Origin of the sequence: Microbacterium salitolerans (genome assembly GCF_019720895.1) — a bacterium.
GTDB lineage: Bacteria > Actinomycetota > Actinomycetes > Actinomycetales > Microbacteriaceae > Microbacterium.
On the sequence record NZ_JAHKSH010000005.1, the window covers coordinates 212805 to 231604 of the forward strand.

Genomic DNA, 18800 nt, shown 5'->3' on the forward strand with positions numbered 1-18800 from the left:
GCGTCGACGACCGCGATCCGCTGGTGCCGGGGTTCGTGCTCCGATGACCACGTCGCTCCCCTTCCTCGACGCCGCGACCGTGCGCCGGCTCGTCCCGCCACGCGCCGCCGTCCGCGCGCTCCAGGACGCACTTCGGAGCGGGCTCCGTCCCGAGCAGGATGCGCCCCGCGTCGCGGCGCCGCTCGCGCACGGCGAGTTCCTCCTCATGCCGTCCGAGGCGGCGGCAGATGCCGGGGTCAAGGTGCTCACCGTCGCGCCCGGCAATCCCGTCCGCGGTCTGCCGCGGATCCAGGGGCTGTACATCCTGTTCGACGCGGAGACCCTGACTCCCCGCGTCCTCATCGACGGGCCGGCCCTCACCGACCTGCGCACGCCGGCCGTGTCCATCGCCGCCGTCGAGCCGCTCCTCCGTCGCCGACAGGTGCCCCTCCGCGTCGTGCTCTACGGCGCCGGCCACCAGGGCAGGGGCCACCTCGCCACGCTGCGGGACACGCTCGGCGACGAGCGGATCGCCCACGTCACGACGGTGACGCGGGACCCGTCGCGGGTGGCGACCGGCGACGGCATCGACCACGCGGCGGCCAGCGGATCACCGACGGCCGAGGAGGAGACGCGCGCCGCGGATCTCATCATCTGCTCGACGACCGCCCGCACGCCGCTCTTCCGCGGCGATCTCGTGCGAGACGATGCGGTCGTCATCGCGGTCGGGTCCCATGAGCCGACGGCGCGCGAGCTCGATGCCCCGCTGCTCGGGCGGTCCACCGTCGTCGTCGAGGACCGCGCGACCGCGCTGCGCGAGTGCGGCGACGTCGTCCTCGCGATCGACGAGGGCGCCCTCGACACCGACGACCTGCTCACGATGAGCGACGTCCTGGATCCGGAGACCCGGCTCGCGGCGGATGCCCCCGTCGTGTTCAAGAGCTCGGGGATGTCATGGGAGGACCTCGTCGTCGCCTCGGCCGTGTGGCGCGCCGCACGCGACGAGGACGACGGCCGATGAGCCGCGACCCGGTCTGCCCGCACGTCGATCATGTCCGGCGGGAGTGGGCGAGCGCCTGAGCCACCGCCGGCGCCGGCGCCATCTTGCCCCGGCGTGAACACGCGTTTACACTGACGGCATGACTGTGAACGAGCGTTCACCCGACGCCGCCCGCACCGAGCCCGACGGCGACCCGATCGTGCGCGTCGCCGCACGGCGCTTCTCCGCCGACGGGTTCGACGCCCCCCTGCGCGCCATCGCCGCCGAGGCGGGGGTGAGCGCCGCTCTCCTCATGAAGCGCTTCGGCTCGAAGGACGGCCTGCGCGCCGCCTGCGACGCGCACGTGCTCGAGTGGATCCGACGGGCGAAGCACGACAACATCGACGCGGTCGAGAACGGCCGGTTCCTCACGACGCTGGCATCGAGCCACGAATACGAACCCCTGCTCGTCTACGTCCTGCGTTCCGTGATGGACGGCGGCTCCCTCGGCCGTGACTTCGTCGAGCACATGATCGCCGACGCCGAGGGGTACATGGCCGACGCGGTCGCGCGCGGCATCGCGCGGCCGAGTCGCGATGAGCGGGCCCGCACCCGCTACCTCGTCATGAGCTCGCTCGGCGCCTTCCTGCTGTCCCTCCTCCTCCGCTCCCCCGAAGCCGGATCCTCCGACATCCCGGCCCTCACGGACGAACTCATGACGGAGTCGATGCTCCCCTTGCTGGAGATCTACACGGAGGGCGTCTTCACGACGTCCACGATGCTCGACGACTATCTGCGCGTCACGGGTCGCGACGCCGCGGATCCGTCCTGACCTCTGCCGCGCCTCGCCCCTCCCCACGAAGGAGTACGACATGAACCCGATCGACATCCAGGGAATCGTCAAGCGATTCGGACGATTCACCGCGCTCGACCACCTCGATCTGACAGTTGCCCCGGGCGAGGTCCGCGGATTCCTCGGACCGAACGGGGCCGGCAAGTCGACGACGATCCGCGTGCTGCTCGGGCTGCTGCGCGCCGATGAGGGTCAGGTGCGGCTGTTCGGCGCGGATCCGTGGAAGGACGCGGTCTCGCTCCATCGGCGGCTCGCGTACGTGCCAGGCGATGTGTCGCTCTGGCCGAATCTCTCCGGCGGCGAAGCGATCGACTACCTGTCGCGCCTGCGCGGCGGCGTCGATCCGGCACGGAAGGCGGAGCTGCTCGAGCGTTTCGAACTGGACCCGAAGAAGGAGGCGCGCACGTACTCGAAGGGCAATCGCCAGAAGGTCGCGCTCGTCGCGGCGCTCGCCAGCGACGCCGAGCTGCTGATCCTCGACGAGCCGACGAGCGGCCTGGATCCGCTCATGGAGGCCGTCTTCACCGACGAGGTGCGCACGCTGACCGCGCGGGGCCGCTCGATCCTGCTGTCGAGCCACATCCTCAGCGAGGTCGAGAAGGTGTGCGACACCGTGACGATCATCCGCGGCGGCACGGCCGTCGAGTCGGGCACGCTCGAGAGCCTGCGCCACCTCACGCGCACCCGCGTGACGGCGGTCGTCCGCGATGATCCGTCGCCCCTCTTCGGGTACGCAGGCGTGCACGACGCCGCCAGCGCGCGCGTGGAGGCCGGGACGCGCCTGACGTGCGACGTCGACGATGCCGCCATGGGCGAGGTGCTCGGGGTGCTCACGCCACTGGGCATCGTGTCGCTCGCGGCGACTCCCCCGTCGCTCGAGGATCTGTTCATGCGGCACTACGGCGACGACATCGCGGCTCCCGAGGCGGTGACGACGCCATGACGCTCGTCGCCAATCGCCTGACCCGCACGGGCCCCGTGCGCCGCGAGAGCGCGCTCGTGGGCGTCGGGCTGCTCTCCCGCCACATCCTGCGCCGTGATCGCGTGCGGATGTCCGTCTGGGTCCTGTCGATCGCCGCTTTCACGGCGTACTTCACGGTGGCGCTCCGCACCGTCTTCGACGAGGCCGCTCTCGCCGCCCGCGCCGCCGTCATGAGCACGCCCACGGGGATCATCATGGGCGGTCCCGGCTACGGCCTCGACGACTACACGCCCTCCGTCGCGATGGCGAACGAGGGCGTCACGTGGATCATCCTCGCGCTCGCGATCATGAGCATCGTGCACGTCGTCCGGCATACGCGCGCGGAGGAGGAGAGCTCGCGGTCGGAGCTCGTGCGCGCGAGCGCGGTCGGACGCCACGCGCCGGCCGTCGCCGCACTCGCCACGCTCGTCCTGCACCTCCTCGTGATCGCCGGCGCCGGCGCCGCGCTCATGCTGCTCGCGGGCGAGGAGATCGCCCCCGCAGACGCGCTCGGGATGATGCTCGGGTGCGCGGGGTCCGCGCTCGTGTTCGGCGCCGTCGCACTCCTCACGAGCCAGATCACGGCGCACGCCCGCACCGCGACCGGACTCGCCCTCGCCGTCTTCGCCGCATCCTTCGTCGTGCGCGCCGCGGGCGATGTCCAGGAGGTCGGCGGATCCGCCCTGTCGTGGTTCTCTCCGATCGGCTGGGCGCAGCAGATGCGGGCGTTCGTCGACCTGCGCTGGTGGCCACTCGCGCTCTCGCTCGCCGCGACGCTCGTCCTCCTCGTCGTCGCCGCGCTGCTCGCGAACCGGCGCGACTTCGGCGCCGGCCTTCTCGCGGCGCGCCCCGGTCGCGCCGACGCGCGCTGGATGCTCCGTACGCCCCTCGCCCTCGCCTGGATCCAGCAGCGCGGCGGCCTGTTCTGGACGTCGCTCGGCACGGGCCTGATGTTCTTCGGCACGGGCACGATGATGTCGTCGCTGAACGACATGGTGTCCGATCTCGTCGAGACGAATCCCGTCCTCGGGCAGCTCTTCGGCACGGACCCGTCGGCGTTCGCCGCGAGCTTCCTCGGCGTCATGGCGCTCTTCATCGGCGTCACCGCCGGTGCCTACGCGGTCGTGATGGGACAGCGCCCGAAGGGCGAGGAGGGCTCCGGCCGACTGGAGCTGCAGCTCGCCGGCCCCGTCAGCCGCTGGCGCTGGCTGGGGGCGCAGGTCGTCATCGCGGGCAGCGGGACGATCATCGTCATCGCCGTATCCACGTACGCCATGTGGGCCGGCACGCGGACCGTCGGGCTCGAGGATCCGGGCCTCGCGGACTTCTCGCTGGTCGTCGCGTCGTACGTACCCGCCTGCCTGGTCTTCCTCGGACTGACGACGGCGCTCTACGGCTGGGCGCCACGCCTCACCGGCGCGGGCTGGCTGCCGCTCGCCGTCGGCTTCTTCCTCGCGTTCTTCGGAAGCCTCTTCGAGCTCCCCGAGTGGGTGCAGGGGATCTCGCCGTTCCACTGGATCCCCGACGCGTTCGGCGACGAGTACGACGCCGCGGGCCCCGTGACGCTGGCCGCGATCGCGCTGGCGCTCCTGCTGATCGGCATTCTGGGTCTCCGCCGTCGCGACCTGCAGACCGCGTGACACCGAGCGCACATGATCCCTGCGCAGGTACATGAGATTTCGTGTACACCGGCAGAGATCATGTGCGTTCGCGCGAGGTGAGGTAGGCATGAGGGCATGGATCTCCACGGCACCTCCGCACTCGTCACCGGCGGCGCGTCTGGGCTCGGGCTCGCCTCCGCGAAGCGACTGGCGGACGGCGGCGCACACGTCGTCGTCGTCGATCTCCCGACATCGGACGGGGCCGCGCGTGCCGCCGAGATCGGCGGGACGTTCGCCGCGGCCGACGTGACGGATCCGCGCGCCGTGGCCGCGGCCGCGGATGCCGCCGAACGCGCCGCGCCGCTGCGCGCCCTCGTGCACTGCGCGGGCCGGGCGGATCCGCTGCGCCTCGTCGGCCGCGACGGCGATCCCGGATCCCTCGACCTGTTCGAGGAGGTCGTGCGCGTGAACCTCGTCGGCACGTTCAACGTGCTGCGGATCGCCGCTGCCCGGATGGCGCGGAACGAGGAGGTGGACGGCGAACGCGGCGTCTGCGTGCTCACGGCGTCGGTCGCGGCCTGGGAGGGGCAGATCGGCCAGATCGCCTATTCCTCGACGAAGTCGGGCGTCGTCGGGATGACGCTGGTCGCCGCGCGGGACCTCGCTTCGAAGCTCATCCGCGTCGCGACGATCGCCCCCGGCACGTTCGACACCCCGCTCCTCGCGAAGATGTCCGAGCCCGTGCGGGAGTCGCTCGCGCAGAGCGTGCCCCACCCCTCGCGCCTCGGCCGACCCGAGGAGTTCGCCTCGCTCGCCGCGCACATCATCGACAACGCCATGATCAACGGCGAGACGATCCGCCTCGACGGCGCGATCCGCATGCCGCCGCGGTGACCCTCACGCCTCCCAGCGCCGGATGAGCGCGGCGAGCGCCTGGCCGCCGCCGATGCACATCGTCACGACGGCGTACTCGAGGTCGCGCCGGGTGAGATCGAGCGCCGCGCGCACGGTGAGGATCGTGCCCGTCGCTCCGACCGGGTGGCCGAGCGCGATGGCGCCTCCGTAGGGGTTCGTCGTCGCGGCGTCGAGTCCCGCGTCGCGGATGACGGCGAGCGCCTGCGACGCGAACGCCTCGTTCAGCTCGACGACGTCGACGTCCGCGGCGGTCATGCCCGTCTGCGCGAACAGGCGCTCGAGGGCGATCTTCGGCGCGTACCCCATGATCTCGGGAGCGATTCCCGCCGTCACGACGGCCTCGATCGTGGCGAGCCCGCCGAGCCCCTGCGCGCGCACGTCGGATTCGCGCATGAGCACGGTCGCCGCGGCGCCGTCGTTGACGCCCGACGCGTTGCCGGCCGTGACCGTGCCGTCCGTCTGGAACGCGGCGCGCAGTCCCGCGAGCGACTCGACGGTCGTCCCGGGCCTCGGATGCTCGTCGGTCGCCACCCGCGCCGGGTGCCGCCCGCCCGTCGTCACGGGGACGATCTCCTCGGCGAACACGGCCTGGGCCTCGGGCGTGGCAGCACGCCGCTGGCTCTCGGCCGCGTACGCGTCCTGGTCCTCACGTGAGACGCCGTACCGCTCCGCCACGTTCTCCGCCGTGACGCCCATGTGCCGGCCGCTGAACGGATCCGTCAGGTACGCGAGCGTGCCGTCCCGCAGGGTCCTGTCGGAGAGTCGCGTGTTGCCGCGCGCCTCGTAGTCGAGGAACGGCGTGCGCGACATGCTCTCGTCGCCGCCCGCGACGACCACGTCGACGCCGCCCCACAGCAGCTCCTGGGCGCCCGACCAGATCGACTGCAGCCCGGATCCGCACAGCCGGTTGACCGTCAGCGCCGGAGTCGCCGGCGAGAGCCCGGCGGCGAGCGCCACCCGGCGGGCGTTGTACGCGTCAGGACCGTACTGGCCGACGCAGCCCATGATGACCTCCCCGACCGCCGATCCCTCGACGCCGGAGCGTGCGAGCGCCTCCCTCACGGCGGCCGCGCCGAGCTCGTGGGCCTCAGTGCCCGCGAGCGCGCCGCCGAAGGTGCCGACGGGTGTGCGCGCACCGGAGACGATGACGACCCGCTCGGTCATCAGGACGCCTCTTCTGGCCGTTCGGCGGCCTCTGCGTGCGCCTCGTCGGGCACGTACTCCTTGACGTGGCGCTCGTCCGGGCCGTCGTATGCCGCGAGAGGTCGGATGAGCGCGTTCGACGCCTGCTGCTCGAGGATGTGGGCCGTCCACCCCGTCACGCGGGCCGCGACGAACAGCGGGGTGAAGGTCACCGTGTCGAAGCCCATCAGGTTGTATGCCGGGCCGGACGGATAGTCGAGGTTCGGGTAGATGCCCTTCCGCGCGACGAACTCGCTCTCGAGGGCGTCGTAGAGCGCCGCCACCTCGGGACGATCGACGTGCGCGACGAGCGTGTCGAGAGCGGCCTTCATCGTCGGCACGCGCGAGTCGCCGCGCTTGTAGACGCGGTGACCGAAGCCCATGATCTTCCGCTTCGCGGCGATCGCGTCGTCCAGCCAGGCTGCCGCGTTCTCGGCCTCGCCGATCTCGTCGAAGACGTGCAGCACGGCCTCGTTCGCCCCGCCGTGTAGGGGCCCCTTGAGCGCACCGATCGCCGCCGTCACCGCCGAATACAGGTCGCTCAGCGTCGACGCGACCACGCGGCCGGTGAACGTCGACGCGTTGAACGAGTGCTCCGCGTACAGGATCATCGATCGGTTGAAGGCGTCCACGACGACCGGATCCTGCTCCTCGCCGAACGTCATCCACAGGAAGTTCGCGGCGTAGTCGAGATCGTCCCGCGGCGCAACGATCTCCTCGCCGCGGCGGCGGCGCTGGCCGTAGGCGACGATCGCGGGCAGCTGCGCGAACAGGCGGGTCGAGCGGGCGAGGTTCTCGTCCGCCGTCCCCGTCGCGTCCATCACAGACCCGGATCCCGCCAAGTCGTTCGCGCCGATCACGCTGACGGCTGTGCGCACCTCGTCCATCGGGTGCGCGGAGGTCGGAAGCAGGTCGATCGCAGCCCGGACGTTGTCGGCGAGCGCACGACTGCTCCGCTCCTCGGCACGGAACTCGGCCAGTTCGCCCGGGGTGGGCAGCTCCCCGTGCCAGAGCAGGTATGCCACGGCCTCGAATGGCTGCGTCGCCGCGAGCTCGTGCACGGGATACCCGCGGTACAGGAGGCTGTTCGTCTCGGGATTGACCTTCGACACCGCCGTGTAGTCGACGACGACGCCCGCCAGGCCCTTCTTGATGTCTTCGGTCATCTTCTGCTCCTCTGCAGCTGCGGCCGGGTGCGCGGTGACGTCACCGGCCGATCTGGAAGTCGAACACTCCGGAATCGAAGTGGCTGTACCCCTCGTAGTCCACCAGGTCGTAGAGGTCGGCGCGATGCTGCATCTCGTCGAGCCGGCCCGTCAGGTGCTGCTCGGCCGCGAGCGTGTCGAGGCCGCGTTCGGCCGCGCCCATCGCGAGCCGCAGCAGCGACACCGGCCAGATCACCAGCCGGACCCCGGCGTCCCGCAGCTGATCCACCGTGAACAGGTCGCTCTTGCCGAACTCCGTCATGTTCGCCAGGATCGGCACGTCGACGGCGTCGGCGACCTGCGCGAACTCGTCGAGGCTGCGCATCGCCTCGGGGAAGATCGCGTCCGCCCCGGCCTCCGCGAGCGCCCGGGCCCGCTCGATCGCCGCGTCGAGACCCGCCACGGCGCGGACGTCGGTGCGCGCCATGATGAGGAAGTTCTCGTCGCGGCGTGCATCGACGGCCGCCCGGATCCGCGCGAGAGCCGTCGGCTCGTCGACGACCTCCTTGCCGTCGAGGTGGCCGCACCGCTTGGGGTTGACCTGGTCTTCGATGTGCGTGCCTGCGAGGCCGGCGTTCTCGAGCGTCTGGATCGTGCGGGCCACGTTCATCGGCTCGCCGAACCCGGTGTCGGCGTCGACGATCGCCGGGAGCTCGGTCATGCGCGCGATCTGCTCCGCGCGCCCCGCGACCTCCGGCAGCGTCGTGAGCCCGATGTCGGGCAGTCCGAGATCTGCCGACAGCACGGCGCCCGAGATGTAGACGCCCTCGAAGCCCTTCCGCTCGATCAGCCGCGCCGACAGCGGGTTGAAGGCGCCGGGGAAGCGCAGCAGCTCGCCCGACGCGAGCCGCTCGCGGAACAGGCGCCGCTTCTCGTGCGCGGGAGTCTGGGAGTACAGCATCAGAACAGCCCCCTCGGCGACGGCGCCCCATCGAGCACGCCCGGATTCGCGACGATCGAGAGCTCGGAGACCTCGTCCGGGGTGAGCTCCGGCAGGCGCTGCGCGAGGTCGAGGAACCGCTCGATCTCCGCAGAACCCAGCACGGGCTCCGCGAGCAGGCGGAACTTGGCGACGTAGTTCTCACGGGCGAACGGACGCGCACCCAGCGGGTGCGCGTCCGCGACCGCGATCTCGGACGTGACGGTGGATCCGTCCGTCATGCGGATCTCGACGCGGCCGCCGAACGCCTTGTCGTCCGGATCCTCCGAGTGGTAGCGGCGCGTCCACTCGGCGTCGAGGGCGGTCGTGACCTTGCGCCACAGCTCGACGGTGTCGGGGCGCGCGGCGCGCTCGGGCGCGTACGAGTCGACGTGGTGCCAGCCGCCGTCCTGCAGCGCGACCGTGAAGATGTACGGGATCGAGTGATCGAGTGTCTCGCGTGATGCCGTCGGGTCGTACTTCTGCGGGTCGTTCGCCCCGGACCCGATCACGACGTGCGTGTGGTGACTCGTGTGCAGCACGACCGACTCGATGTTCTTCGGATCCCTCAGGCTGGGGTTCTCGTTGCCGAGACGGCGGGCGAGGTCGATCCAGGCCTGCGCCTGGTACTCGGCCGAGTGCTCCTTCGTGTAGGAGTCGAGGATCGCGCGCTTCGCTTCGCCGGGGGCCGGAAGCGGCACCTCGTAGCGCCCCTGCGGGCCGTCGAGCAGCCAGGCGATGACGCCGTCCTCGCCCTCGTAGATCGGCGACGGCGATGTCTGTCCTCGGAGGGCGCGATCGACCGCTTCGACGGCCATCTTGCCCGCGAACGCCGGCGCGTGCGCCTTCCATGTCGAGATCTCGCCCTTGCGCGACTGGCGCGTCGCGGTCGTCGTGTGCACGCCCTGCGACACGGCTTGGAAGATCACCTCGGCGTCGAGGCCGAGCATCGTGCCGATGCCCGCGGCGGCCGACGGCCCGAGGTGCGCCACGTGATCGATCTTGTGGCGGTGCAGGCTGATCCCGCGCACGAGGTCCATCTGGATCTCGTAGCCGGTCGCGATCCCGCGCAGCAGCGCCCGGCCGTCGGATCCCGCATGCTGGGCGACGGCGAGGATCGGCGGGATGTTGTCACCCGGGTGCGAGTACTCGGCCGCAAGGAACGTGTCGTGATAGTCGAGCTCGCGCACCGCGACGCCGTTCGCCCACGCCGCCCACTCGGGGCTCGTTCTCGTGCCCAGGATGCAGCCGAACACCGTCGCCCCCGCTCCGCCGCGCGACACGGGGTGATCCAGCGCCTGCGCACGGGCCGCCGACACGGGGTCCCTCGTGAGAGAGGCGGCCGCGACCGCCGCGTTGTCGATCACGCGGTTGATGATCATGTCGGCCACGTCGTCGTCGACGCCGACAGGATCCACCGCGACCTGAGCGATCTTCCACGCCAGCTGATCCTCGCGCGCGAGGTTCTCTGCGCTGCGGTACGTGCGAACGGGATGTGAGACGGTCATCGTCTTCCTTTCGTGGGGCGAGGCGAGCCGTCACCCAGTCCACCACGACCGCGCCCGAAACGGCAGGAGGCTCAGAGCACGGCGCCCGTCCCGTCCCCGCGAAGAGGGCTCGTTCCCGAGAGCTCTTCTCGGACGATCCCTGCCCCCGCCGCGAGCGCAACCATCTTGTCTCGCGCGACGTGCCGGGCCAGCGGCGCCATGCCGCAGTTCGTGCTCGGGAGCAGCTTGTCCGCGTCGACGAACGGGAGCACACCGCGGAGCGTGGCGGCCACCTCATCCGGGGTCTCGATCGCGTCGCTGGCGACGTCGACGGCTCCGACCATCACCTTCTTGCCCCGGAGGAGACCGATGAGCTCGACCGGGACGCGAGAGCCGTGGCGCTCCAGCGAGACGATGTCGATCGCCGACCGCTGCAGCAGCGGGAACGACTCCTCGTACTGGCGCCACTCCGACCCGAGGGTCGCCTTCCAGTCGGTGTTGGCTTTGATGCCGTAGCCGTAGCAGATGTGCACCGCCGTCTCGCAGCGCAGTCCCTCGACTGCGCGCTCGAGCGCCGCCACGCCCCACTCCCTCACGTCGTCGAAGAAGACGTTGAAGGCGGGCTCGTCGAACTGGATGATGTCGACGCCCGCCGCCTCCAGCTCTCGGGCCTCCTGGTTGAGGAGCGTCGCGAACTCCCACGCGAGCTTCTCGCGACTGCCGTAGTGCTGGTCGGACAGCGTGTCGATCATCGTCATGGGGCCGGGCAGCGCCCATTTGATGGGCTGGTCGGTCTGCGCCCGGAGGACCTTCGCGTCGTCGACGAACACCGATCGCTCACGGGTCACCGCGCCGACCACGGTCGGGACGCTCGCGTCGTAGCGATCGCGGATCCGCACCGTCTCGCGCCGCTCGAAATCGACGCCGCCGAGGTGCTCGATGAACGTCGTGACGAAGTGCTGACGGGTCTGCTCGCCGTCGCTGACGATGTCGATGCCCGCGCGGCGCTGGTCGTCGGCCGCCAATCGCAGCGCATCGCGCGTGCCCTCGGTCAGCTCCGTGCCCTGCAGCTTCCACGGCGACCAGAGCTTCTCGGGCTCCGCGAGCCAGGCGGGCTTGGGCAGGCTGCCGACGATGGAGGTGGGGAGGAGCGCGCTCATCGGGGATCCCCCGAGTCCGGTCCGGCCAGAACGAGCGTGCGGGCGGCGGCCCACTCGTTCAGCACGTCCCCGTACGGCTTCATGAAGTGCTCCTCGGTGAACGCGCCCTGGATCGCGCCCAGCTGGCTGCGCTCCTCGCGATCGTAGGCGATGCCGGTCGCGGCGTAGTCGGGATTGTTCAGGCTCGGCCGGTACACCTCACCGGCCTCCGACGTCGCGTTATAGATCTCCGGGCGATAGATCTTCTGGAACGTCTCCATCGTGGCGATGGTGCCGGCGAGCGCCAGGTCGGAGTAGTCGGCCAGCAGGTCGCCCCGGTGGTAGAACGCCAACGGGGCGACGGAACCCGGGGGCATGAAGTACCGGACCTGCAGCCCCATCTTGCCGAAGTACTCGTCGGTGAGAGAGAAGGCGTCCTGCTGGTACTCCGTCCCGAGCACCGGATGCCAGTTGTCGAGCTGGCGATACGTCCTGCTGGTCGAGACGCTGATGCAGATCACGGGAGGCAGGGCGGATCGCTCGCGATAGGCGTCGGATTCCAGGAACGCTTCGAAGAGCTTCCCGTGCAGCTCGCCGAAGTCCCTCGGCGTGCCGAACTCGGTCGCGTTCGCGTTGTGCTCCCGCAGTCGGATGGCGAAGTCGTAGTCCCGCACGTACGACGAGAAGTTGTTCCCCGCGATCCCCTCGATGCGCGCACCGGTCACTTGGTCGACGATGTGCACGTCGAGGATCTCGATCAGCGGGAAACCGGGGCCGTCGTCGCCCGCCGTCAGGTGCAGGTCGACGGAGACGATGTCGAGCTCCGCAGAGTAGCGATCGCCGTTCGGATTGTCGTCGCCCGCGAGCTCGTTGAGGCGGCCATCGATCATCGCGAGCGCGCGGCGCAGATTCTGGCGACGGCTCTCCCCGCGGGCCAGATTCGCGAAGTTCGTCGTGATCCGAGAGCCGGATGACGGGGCGTAGTCCTCATCGAAGCGGGTGGTGCGGGTGCTGAAGGTGAGTTCGGTCGACATGGTGGTCCGGATCCTCTGTCTCTCACGATGAATCGTGGGGGGATCCCCACGTCGAGGAGGCCAGCGTAAGCAGGACCGACGGATATAGCCCCATCAGTACGACCATGGTGGAGGGATAGCCAGAACCTATGTCAACAGTTCGACGCCGAAGTCCGTGACGACCTCGCGCATCTCGGCGACGAAGCGCTCCGCCTGCCCCGTGAGCGGCATGGATCCGTGTCCGATCCAGCCGATCTCGATGCGTTCGTCGACGTCGAGCGGGATGGCGACGATCGACGGGTCGAGATCGTCGGAGACGATGCCCGTGGAGATCGTGTAGCCGTCGAGTCCGATCATCAGGTTGAAGATGGTGGCCCGGTCGCTCACCCGGATGTCCTGCTTCGCCGAGCGGGTGGACAGGATCTCCTCGGAGAAGTAGAACGAGTTGTTCGCCCCTTGGTCGAACGCGAGACGCGGCAGATCCTCGAGGTCGTCGAGGGTGACGTGCGTGCGTGCGGCCAGCGGGTTCGACCGTGCGATGAAGATGTGCGGCGTGGCGCGGAACAGCGGGGTGAAGGCGAGCCCCGAGTCGCGGAGCAGCTTGTCCATGACCTTCCGGTTGAAGTCGTTCCGGTAGAGCACCCCGAGCTCGCTGCGGAGCGTGCGGACGTCTTCGATGATGTCCCAGGTGCGGGTCTCACGGAGGGCGAACGCGTACTCCGCCGCGTCCGACGCCTTCACCATCCGAACGAACGCATCGACGACGAACGAGTAGTGCTGCGCCGACACCGCGAGGAGGCGGCGCGACGGCGGGCGCCCGAGGTAGCGCTGCTCGAGGAGCTCCGACTGCTCGACGACCTGGCGGGCGTAGCCGAGGAACTCGGTGCCGTCCTCCGTGAGCGTCACGCCACGGACGGAGCGGGTGAAGAGCGCGCGCCCGACGCGGCTCTCGAGGTCCTTCATCGCAGCGGACATCGTGGGCTGGGAGACGTAGAGCAGATCCGCGGCCGCACTGATGGACCCCTCGGCGGCGACCTCGACGAAGTACCGCAGCTGCTGCAGGGTGATGCCGTTCGCCGTCCCGATGCCACCCCGTGCCATCGTCACAAGCTATCCCACTCACCCCGTCGCGGGTCCCACCCACACCTGCTGGCGGTTGACGAACGCGCGGATGCCGTCGGGACCGAGCTCGCGCCCGTACCCCGAGCGCTTCACGCCCCCGCTGGGGAGCCGCGGATCCGTCTTCACGATCCCGTTCACCGCAACCTGGCCCGCGACGATCTCCCGTGCGATCGCCTCGCCGCGCTCGGCAGATCCGGTCCACACGCTCGCGGCCAGTCCGTACGGCGTGTCATTGGCCAGCGCCACCGCCGCGTCGGCGTTCGCCGCGGAGAGGACCACGGCAACGGGCCCGAAGGTCTCCTCGGTGCACGCCGTCATGCCGGGCAGGACCTCGGTCAGCAGCGTGACGGGATAGAAGAAGCCGTCGCCGGCAGGGATCTCTCCCCCGAACCGCAGCGTCGCGCCCTGCGCGACCGTGTCGGCCACCTGCCGGTGCAGGTTCGCACGGAGATCGGCGCGCGCGATCGGCCCGACCTGCGTGTCCGCCGCGCGGGGATCGCCCATCCTCAGCGCCTGGAGCTGCTCGGCGTACCGTGCGACGAAGTCGTCGTGCACCGCCTCCTCGACGATGACGCGCTTGGCCGCGATGCATGACTGCCCGGCGTTGATCATCCGCATCGTCGTGATGACGCGCGCCGCGAGGTCGAGGTCGGCGTCGGCCAGCACGATCGCAGGATCGGAGCCGCCGAGCTCCAGGACAGCCGGTTTGATCTCGCGGGCCGCGGTCTGGGCCACGGCGGCCCCGGCGCGATCGGATCCCGTGAGCGAGACCGCGCGGATCCGCCGATCCTGCAGGGCCGCCTCGACGAGGTGGTGGTCGAGCGGTGCGTTCTGCAGGATGCTGGGCGGCGCCCCGTGCTCCTCGGCGACGCGGGCGACGACGTCCGCGATCGCCGCGGCGCACCCCGGCACGTGCCGATCGTGCTTGATCACACAGACGTTGCCCGCCATGAGCGCGGGCGCACAGAAGCGGAATGCGAGCCAGAACGGTGCGTTCCACGGCAGCACACCGAGCACGGGCCCCATCGGCAGGTGCTGGACGTAGGAGCGCGTCGCGTCGCTCAGCAGCGCGTCCGGGGCGAGGTACGCCTCGGCGTGCTCCGCGTAGTGCTCCGCGGCCCACGCCGCCTTCGCCACCTCGCCGCGCGCCTCCGTGATCGGCTTGCCCATCTCCTCCGTCATGAGCATCGCGAGGCGCTCGGCGTCGTCCCGCATCGCGCTCGCGACGCCACGCAGCACGTCGGCCCGCGCGGCGATCGGACGGCGCCGCCATGCGTCGTAGGCATCCTCGGCGCGCTCGAGCACGTCATCGAGCTCGGCCGCGTCGAGCGTCGGCACCTGTCGCACGACCGCGCCCGTCGTCGGGTCCGTCGCTGTGAACATCTCGGTCATGGTCTTCCCCTGTCTGCTCAGACGGCCCTCGGGCCGAGGGCGTCGCCGGCCTCGCCCGCGCCGACGACGGTGAAGTCCTCGTCGAGTTCGAAGAACGACTCGCACCCCGAGTCGGTGATCCGGATCGTGTCGGAGATGCCGACCGTGCGCGTGCCTTCGACGCCCCACATCCACGGAATCACGTGGAAGGTCATGCCCTCCTCCAGCACCGTGTATCCGCCCGGCATGAGACTGAGGATGTACCCCTCGTCCCAGCTCGGCGGGAACGCGATGCCGATCGAGTAGCCGGCGCGCGTCACGAGCTCGGCGCCCACGGAGTTGTCGGAGATGATCGTGCGGACGATCGAGTCGGCGTCGGACACGGTGAGCCCCGGGCGCAGCGCCGCTCTGAGCTCGCGCAGGGCGGTCTTCATCCGCTCCTGCGCGTGCGCCATCGCCGGCGTCATGTCGTACAGCAGCGCCGTGCGCATCATGGCCGTGTGATAGCGCCGATAGCAGCCCCCGACCTCGAGGAAGACGGCATCGCCGGACTGCAGCTCGCGCCCCTCCCAGGTCGCGTGCCCGATCATGGTGCGCGGACCGCTCGTGACGTAGGGCATCACCGCGGGGTACTCGCCGCCCGCCGTGAACATGCCGCGCGCGATCTCCGCGGCGACGTCGTTCTCTGTCGCCCCGGGCGCGATCGCGGCGAGCCCGGCCCGCATGCCCGCCTCGGTGGCGCGCGCGGCGCGGCGCATGACGTCGATCTCGTACGCCGACTTGCGCACGCGCCCCTGCTCGACGATGCCGAAGCAGTCCACGAGGTGCCCTGAGCGGAAGGACGTGTGGATCCGGTCCTGCTGGTATGCGGGGAAGAAGTAGCTGTTCCGCTCGTACCCGACGCTCTTGGTGTCGAGCCGGAACTCCTTGAGCGTGGTGACCAGCTGCTGGATCGCGTCGCCGGTGTCGGGATAGGGCCGGGTGATCTCGACCCACGTCCGCTCGATGACGTTCGACTCCTCCATCTGGCGGGTGATCATGAACGGCTCGGACTCGAGCGGCACGACGAGCGCCTGGAAGAACGAGTACCCCGTCGTCTGATAGTCGGTGAGGTACATCAGGTTCTCGGGATCCGTGATCACGACGGCGTCGAGCAGGCGCTGCTGCATCCGCTGTCGCAGCTCGTCGATCCGCCGCTCGTATTCCTCGGGCGGGAACGTCATGTCGTCGCGCCTGCGCATGTCAGGCTCCTCGCTCGACGACGCGAGCGACGGCCCGCTCGAGAATCTCCAGCCCCTCGTCGAGGTCGCCGTCCGGGATCGTCAGCGGCGGAATCAGCTTCACGACACGGCCGTCGGTGCCGCACGGGCCGATCAGCAGGCCGTTCGCGAATGACTCGGCCTGCACGCGCTTCGCGACGCCGCCGTCCGCGACGTCGAGAGCCTGCATCATGCCGACGCCGCGCACCTCCCATCCCTGATCCGGGTGCGCGGCGGCGATCGCCCCCAGCCGCTCGGCCATCCGCGTGCCCTTGGCGAGCACGTCGTTCATCAGCCCCTCGTCGGCGAAGTAGTCGAGCGCGACGGCGCCGGCCACGAACGACATGCCCTGACCCCGGAAGGTGCCGGTGTGCGCGCCGGGGCTCCAGTGCGCGTCGACCTCGGGCTTGTTGAGGTTCATCGCGATCGGCGTGCCGAAGCCGCCCAGCCCCTTGGCGAGCGTGATGATGTCGGGGTCCACGCCCATCCCGTCGAAGCTGAAATAGGATCCGGTTCGCCCGCAGCCCGCCTGGATGTCGTCGACGATGAACAGCGCGCCGACGTCTCGCGCGAGCTGCTGGAGGGCGCGCAGCCACTCCGCGCTGTGCACCCAGACGCCGCCCTCGGCCTGCACGGCCTCGACGAGGAACGCGGCCGGGGGCCGGAGACCCGAGGACGCATCGGCGAGCGCGGCGCGGTAGGCGTCCAGGCTGGCGATGCCGCCGCCCGGCGCGAACTCGTTGGGGAGGCGCACCACGTGATCCAGGGGCACGCCGGCCCATTTTCGGAACGCGTCGTTGGAGGTCGCGGCGAGCGCCCCGAGCGTCATGCCGTGAAAGCCGTGGGAGAACGCGACGACGTCCTGGCGTCCCGTCGCGAGCCGAGCGAGCTTCAGCGCCGCCTCGACCGCGTTCGTTCCCGTGGGACCCATGAACTGCATCCGGTGGTCCATCCCGCGCGGGGCGAGGATCACGTCGTGGAACCTGGTGACGAAGTCGCGCTTGGTCGTCGTGTACGTGTCGAGGCTGTGGGCGACGCCGTCGGCCTCGAGGAACGCGATCAGGGCCCGCTTCATGCGCGGGTTGTTGTGCCCGAAGTTGAGCACCCCTGCTCCCGCGAAGAAGTCGATGTAGCTGGTGCCGTCCTCGGCCACCTGACGGGCGTTGGATGCATGAGAGAAGACCGTCGGATAGGCGCGGCAATAGCCGCGGATCTCTGATTCCCACTGCTCGAACGGACGAACGTCCATGCTCGGCTCCTCTCTCGGTTCCCGGCTAGGTGTCACTCACCTCGTGCGCGTCCTTCTCGGCGGCGCCGGTGACTCCCGCGTCGGCGCGGGGTGTCACGCGCGCACGCCACGACGCCCCGACGGCGTCGAGCTCGTTGCCGAGGCGCCCGGACATCAGGCGCTCGGACATCGCGAATGCGGGCACGCGATGGAGGTCGTGCCGCAGCGAGGACGCAGAGTCGAAGATGCTCCGCAGAGCGCCGATTCCGGCGCTGAGGACCCGCACTGCCGCCAACTCGCCTCCGATCCCGTGCATCGTGCGAGGAGCCTAACCCCGGAGTGCGCGTTTGTCAGCCGCTCTCCTCCGCTGTTCGCCGCGGGTCCGGCTTCCCGTCACACGGCACCGTGTGCCCCCGAAACCACAGAAGGCTCGGAACCGAAGCGGTTCCGAGCCTTCCTGCCTGTCTCAACTCAGGAATGAGAAAATCCCCGGCGAGCGAGGATTTCTTCAGTGGAGCTAAGGGGATTCGAACCCCTGACCTTCTCATTGCGAACGAGACGCGCTACCAACTGCGCCATAGCCCCTTACAACCCGAGCAACTTTACCAGAGGTCGGGGCGTGCTCCGAACCGAGGCGGTCACCCGACCGCGCGGCGCGCGAGCAGATCGCGCACGTGCTGCTCGATCTCGGCGTCGTCGACGACGCCCATCTGCGAGTACTCCTCGCTCGGCTTCTGCGGCGCGCGGGCCTCCGCGAGCGACACCGGCGCCTGCTCCTGGGCGAGCCGCATGCGCGCGTCCTCCTCGCGGGCCGCCTGACGCAGCTGCTCGCGTGCGCTGGCGGCACCCACCTGATCCGCCGCGCGCGATCCCGCGGTCGCCGTGAGCGGGGCGGGGAGCCGACGCGGCGTCCACCCGCGGTCGGCGGCGTTGATGAGCTGCTGCTCGACACGCGGCGCCCGCGCCACCTCGGCCACGGGATCCGCGACCCGCGCGGCGCGCGCATGCGAGGCGACGGTCACCATGCGACGTAGGAGGCTCAGTCCGGCGACGAGAGCGATCGCTCCCCCGGCGAGCCACGCCCACTGCGAGGTCGCGATCAGCTGCCACGCGCCGGCGGCGATGCCGACGAGCCCGAGGAACGCGAGCGTCGTGGCCGAAAGTCGCATGCGGCGGCGCGCCCGAGCCTGTCGGGCGAGCGGATCCGCACGAAGGGCCGCGACATGACGGCGCTCCTCCTCGACGGCGATCGCGCGCTGGAGGCGTTCGGCCTCGACCTCGCGCTTCTTCTGCGCGAGAACGGCCCGGTCGCTCTCCTCGCGGAGGCGGTCGTCCTCGGCCTCGAGCTTCCTCACGAGTCGATGCTGCCGGGCCGCCTCGCGACGCGACAGCTCGACGCGCACCTCCTCGGGCGTCTCGCTCGTCTCGGCGAGCACGCGAAGCGCCTGATTGAGGCGCACAGCGTTGCGCTCGGCGGCGTTGTAGCGCATCTTGGCCTGCCAGGAGGGCACGAGGTAGACCAGCCAGAGCACGGCCACGACCACAGCGATCGCGCCGCCTCCGAGAATCTGCCCGCCCATGCGCTCA

The 18800-nt window shown here is 70.4% G+C and carries 17 protein-coding genes and 1 tRNA gene; 5 read left to right on the top strand and 13 right to left on the bottom strand.

The annotated features are described in order from the left end of the window. Positions 1-43: 43 nt before the first annotated feature. The 5 genes from KOL93_RS12975 to KOL93_RS12995 all read left to right on the top strand — a co-directional run bounded on the left by KOL93_RS12975 (position 44) and on the right by KOL93_RS12995 (position 5267). On the top strand, positions 44-1000 hold the full coding sequence (locus KOL93_RS12975) for an ornithine cyclodeaminase family protein (RefSeq protein ID WP_221585812.1): 957 nt from the start codon (positions 44-46) through the stop codon (positions 998-1000). A gap of 118 nt (positions 1001-1118) precedes the next feature. Further along, positions 1119-1790 carry a TetR/AcrR family transcriptional regulator gene (locus KOL93_RS12980; protein WP_221585813.1) on the top strand — a complete coding sequence of 224 codons (672 nt, stop codon included), beginning with the start codon at positions 1119-1121 and terminating at the stop codon, positions 1788-1790. Positions 1791-1830: 40 nt separating this feature from the next. Continuing rightward, positions 1831-2754, top strand: coding sequence for an ABC transporter ATP-binding protein (locus KOL93_RS12985; RefSeq protein WP_221585814.1), 924 nt, complete (start codon positions 1831-1833; stop codon positions 2752-2754). Beyond that, a complete protein-coding gene (locus KOL93_RS12990) occupies positions 2751-4412 on the top strand; it encodes an ABC transporter permease (RefSeq protein WP_221585815.1) in 1662 nt (553 codons plus the stop codon). Before KOL93_RS12985 ends, KOL93_RS12990 begins: the two co-directional genes overlap by 4 nt. A 96-nt stretch (positions 4413-4508) precedes the next feature. Beyond that, entirely contained in the window at positions 4509-5267 is a 759-nt protein-coding gene (locus KOL93_RS12995; RefSeq protein WP_221585816.1) for an SDR family NAD(P)-dependent oxidoreductase, read from the top strand. 3 nt (positions 5268-5270) lie between these two features. On the opposite strand, the gene KOL93_RS13000 is transcribed toward KOL93_RS12995, so the two are convergent. The 13 genes from KOL93_RS13000 to KOL93_RS13060 all read right to left on the bottom strand — a co-directional run bounded on the left by KOL93_RS13000 (position 5271) and on the right by KOL93_RS13060 (position 18793). Continuing rightward, complete coding sequence (locus tag KOL93_RS13000; RefSeq protein WP_221585817.1) at positions 5271-6452, bottom strand: thiolase family protein; 1182 nt, start codon at positions 6450-6452, stop codon at positions 5271-5273. Continuing rightward, positions 6452-7636, bottom strand: coding sequence for a bifunctional 2-methylcitrate synthase/citrate synthase (locus KOL93_RS13005; protein WP_221585818.1), 1185 nt, complete (start codon positions 7634-7636; stop codon positions 6452-6454). The genes KOL93_RS13000 and KOL93_RS13005 overlap by 1 nt, the downstream gene beginning before the upstream one ends. Before the next feature lie 40 nt (positions 7637-7676). Beyond that, on the bottom strand, positions 7677-8576 hold the full coding sequence (gene prpB, locus KOL93_RS13010) for a methylisocitrate lyase (RefSeq protein ID WP_221585819.1): 900 nt from the start codon (positions 8574-8576) through the stop codon (positions 7677-7679). Continuing rightward, complete coding sequence (locus tag KOL93_RS13015) at positions 8576-10102, bottom strand: MmgE/PrpD family protein (protein ID WP_221585820.1); 1527 nt, start codon at positions 10100-10102, stop codon at positions 8576-8578. The genes prpB and KOL93_RS13015 overlap by 1 nt, the downstream gene beginning before the upstream one ends. Before the next feature lie 71 nt (positions 10103-10173). After that, positions 10174-11241 carry a methionine synthase gene (locus KOL93_RS13020; protein ID WP_221585821.1) on the bottom strand — a complete coding sequence of 356 codons (1068 nt, stop codon included), beginning with the start codon at positions 11239-11241 and terminating at the stop codon, positions 10174-10176. After that, a complete protein-coding gene (locus tag KOL93_RS13025) occupies positions 11238-12254 on the bottom strand; it encodes a putative oxygenase MesX (protein WP_221585822.1) in 1017 nt (338 codons plus the stop codon). Before KOL93_RS13025 ends, KOL93_RS13020 begins: the two co-directional genes overlap by 4 nt. 126 nt (positions 12255-12380) lie before the next feature. Continuing rightward, entirely contained in the window at positions 12381-13334 is a 954-nt protein-coding gene (locus KOL93_RS13030) for a LysR family transcriptional regulator (RefSeq protein WP_221585823.1), read from the bottom strand. 18 nt (positions 13335-13352) lie between these two features. Then, positions 13353-14747, bottom strand: coding sequence for an aldehyde dehydrogenase family protein (locus KOL93_RS13035; protein ID WP_221585824.1), 1395 nt, complete (start codon positions 14745-14747; stop codon positions 13353-13355). Positions 14748-14764: 17 nt separating this feature from the next. Then, on the bottom strand, positions 14765-15967 hold the full coding sequence (gene doeA, locus KOL93_RS13040) for an ectoine hydrolase (RefSeq protein ID WP_221585825.1): 1203 nt from the start codon (positions 15965-15967) through the stop codon (positions 14765-14767). 1 nt (position 15968) lies between these two features. Then, the gene (locus tag KOL93_RS13045) at positions 15969-17234 is read right to left on the bottom strand and encodes an aspartate aminotransferase family protein (RefSeq protein ID WP_221585826.1); all 1266 of its coding nucleotides are present in this window, start codon (positions 17232-17234) and stop codon (positions 15969-15971) included. 25 nt (positions 17235-17259) lie between these two features. Beyond that, a complete protein-coding gene (locus KOL93_RS13050) occupies positions 17260-17529 on the bottom strand; it encodes a hypothetical protein (RefSeq protein WP_221585827.1) in 270 nt (89 codons plus the stop codon). Between the two features lie 196 nt (positions 17530-17725). Further along, positions 17726-17798, bottom strand: a tRNA-Ala gene (locus tag KOL93_RS13055). A gap of 53 nt (positions 17799-17851) precedes the next feature. After that, positions 17852-18793 (bottom strand): AAA family ATPase, encoded by a 942-nt coding sequence (locus KOL93_RS13060; protein WP_221585828.1) that lies wholly within the window; start codon positions 18791-18793, stop codon positions 17852-17854. Between the last annotated feature and the right edge of the window lie 7 nt (positions 18794-18800).